At 41.9% G+C, this 1,699-nt stretch carries 1 protein-coding gene; it reads right to left on the reverse strand.

Annotation, left to right across the window (positions count from 1 at the left end):
• Positions 1-171 precede the first annotated feature (171 nt).
• Positions 172-1,356, reverse strand: a complete 1,185-nt coding sequence (locus tag H9L42_RS16645; protein ID WP_187304516.1) for an IS110 family RNA-guided transposase — start codon at positions 1,354-1,356, stop codon at positions 172-174.
• Between the last annotated feature and the right edge of the window lie 343 nt (positions 1,357-1,699).

The raw sequence follows: 1,699 nt of genomic DNA on the forward strand, positions 1-1,699 counted from the left end.
AGAAAGCTAACTATATAAAAGTCAAGTGAAATATATAGATTTAGCTCAAAAAGTTACAACTTGTTACTTGATGTAATTTGAACATTGAAAAGTGAATAGTGGATAAAAAACGGCATGGCAAATAGACCTCATCCTTAACATGAAGCTGTAACGTATAGAAAGCAAATGGTATTATCGAAGCAAAGCCGGATCAAACTGCTGCCCGGTAGTCAGTAGATGGTAGATGACCCGCAACAGCTTTCTAATGCAATGTCCCTGGGCACAGCGGTGTCCTTTGCCCTGCGACCGTTTCAAGAGGTAATACTCCCGGAAGACTTCGTTGTTTTTGACGACAGGAAGGATGACCTGATACAAAGTTTTTCGAAGATATTTGGAACCCTTCTTGGAAATAGCGGTATGCTCGGCCCTGTACTGGCTCGACTGATGCTCATAGGGAGCCACGCCAGCAAATTTTATGATCTTTGCAGCATTTGAGTAGTTGCGTATATCTCCTAATTCCGATAAAATGGATGTACCGGAGAAATGAGAGATTCCCGGTATCGAAAGGATAGGAGAGTTGGTTTGGACGCTGAACTCTTCTATTTTTTTATCAATTTCCGCGATCTGCTCTTTGAACAGCTCGATCTGGCGTACGAGATGTTTTATCTGGATCTCTTCAGAAACGGAGGCGATGCCAATGGAATTCTTTGCAGCGAGCTTAAGTTCTTGGGCAGTCAGAGAAATACGATTGCCCCTGCCGGAGGCTTCAAAGCAATTACGAAGCGTGCGGATATCCGTAGAAGCGATTTTTTCAGCGCTGGGAAAATTTCTGAGGATTTCCATGTACACAATGCCGTATTTGGACTTGAAAAGGCTGTTGTACTCTGGAAAAACAATGTCGATACACTTCTGAAGTCGGTTGGTATAGACATTCAACTCTTCTTTCAAATTGTGATGATGGCGGGTAAGCTGCCTCTGTTCATAAAGGTCAAAACGGTTTACCATTGAGAGCCGATAAGGCTTCTTACGGGAGGAAGAGGAGATGACGTCGCAGATGGTCAGCGAATCCAGGTCATCATTCTTGGAAATACCGCCCTGCATTTTGCGTGTCAGATCCGTAACGACGGGATTGATAAGAGCCACGGAGTAATGTTTGTCCAGAAGACTTTTGAGCAAAGCAAAATGATAGTGACCGGTGTCTTCCATGCCGATGAGGATATCCTTTTTGCTGAAAGACTTACATTTGTCGTAGAAAAAGTCAAAGCCCTGTTTGTTATTGGGGAAAGCAGTCGGTTCCAGGAGAACCTCACTGGTGTCTTTGGAGACGATGGAGAAGGTGTGGTTTCCTTTGCCGATGTCAATTCCGATTAAAATCATGATAATACGTCCTTTCTGTAAAAACTGTGATGTGTTATCCACGATCCTTAAACCATAAATCCTGGTGCAATATACGAATTCAAAGACTCATCTAACTCATCATTATTTTGGTGTAAGGTGTGGTGAGAACCTTTCTAAAGTAGTCAGAGCCACAAGGAGAAGTACAAATCCACATTCACATAATCAATTTTACAAATTACATTTACCGTAATCAACCACGGATTGAAGAAGGTTGATAGAAAGGAAAGTGTATCTTGTAGATGACTTGCTAAATGAGTCAATTACAATATACCAGTGTATCTTGTAGATGACTTGCTAAATGAGTCAATTACAATATACCAGG

It is taken from the genome of Zhenpiania hominis (assembly GCF_014333425.1).
GTDB lineage: Bacteria > Bacillota > Clostridia > Peptostreptococcales > Anaerovoracaceae > Hominibacterium > Hominibacterium hominis.

Coding starts and splice junctions, on each gene's coding strand:
- H9L42_RS16645 (WP_187304516.1), bottom strand. CDS start 1,356: ATGATTTTAATCGGAATTGACATCGGCAAAGGAAACCACACCTTCTCC.